The organism is Streptomyces sp. NPDC044064, assembly GCF_056434245.1.
The window spans coordinates 1-1,151 of record NZ_JBWKFN010000083.1; the positions used below are offsets into that span (position 1 = coordinate 1).

Sequence of the window (1,151 nt, forward strand, 5' to 3'; positions counted from 1 at the left end):
ACCGTCACCCGCTCCCGCTCCAACAGGCGCAGGAAGTCCCGCGGAGACCGTGAGACCTCGAACAGCACCGTGACCAACGTGCCGCCATGGGCGAGGGAACCCCACATCTCCCACACCGAGAAGTCGAAGGAGTACGAATGGAACCATGTCCACACGTCGTCGGGACCGAAGCGGAACTGCTCCCTGGTCGCGTCCAGAACGGCGACGACGCTGCCATGGGCGATGGTGACGCCCTTGGGACGCCCGGTGGAGCCCGAGGTGTAGATGACGTAGGCCGGATGCGCTGGCGCCACCCCTCTGCGCAGGTCGGTCGTGTCGGCGGCACGCAGGGCCGTCTGCGTTTCGGAGGCGTCGAGCACCACGCACGACTGGTCGATCCCGCCGGGCAGTGATGAGGTGCTCGCCGTGGTGGTGACGACCAGCGGCGGCTCGGCCTCCTCGAACAGCGTCGCGATCCGTTCGGCCGGATACTCCGGATCGACCGGCAGATACGCCGCTCCCGACTTCAGCACCGCCAGCAGAGCCACCGCGAGGTCCACAGAGCGGCCCAGCAGCACCGCCACCACCACCTCGGGCCCCGCACCCCGCTCCACCAGCACCCGCGCCAGCCGGTTCGCCCGCGCGTTCAGCTCCGCATACGAGACCCGCTCGTCCCCCGAGACCACCGCCACCGCGTCCGGCCGCCGCGCGACCTGCGCCTCGAACAACTCCACCAACGTCGACGACGGGAACGCACCCAGCTCACCCGCCCATCGGGACAGGATCTGCTCGCGCTCTGGCTCGCCGAGGACGTCGATCGCCGATACCGGCGCGTCGAGGTCGGCCGTCAGGAGGTCGAGCAGTCGCGCCAGCCGCTCGGCGAGCGAGCGCACGGTCTCCGGCTCGTAGAGGTCGGTGTCGCCTTCCACCGACACCACCAACTCCTCCGGTACGCCCGTATCGGTGTGCCGCGGCGTGAAGGCGAACGACAGGTCGAACTTGGCGACGTCGAGGCCGACCGGCTCGAAGCGGCTCTTCACACCCGGCAGTTCCGGCGACCGGACGTCGCCGTCATTGAGGGTCATCAGCACCTGGAACAGCGGGTTGCGGGCCGAGGACCGCTCCGGGTTCAGGGCCTCCACGACCCAGTCGAACGGAACGTCCTGATGCGC

The 1,151-nt window shown here is 69.6% G+C and carries 1 protein-coding gene; it reads right to left on the minus strand.

Going from position 1 to position 1,151, the window contains the following annotated elements; genetic code table 11:
• The coding region (locus AC07DS_RS46320) for an AMP-binding protein (RefSeq protein WP_479154741.1) at positions 1–1,151 on the minus strand (1,151 nt) is incomplete at both ends.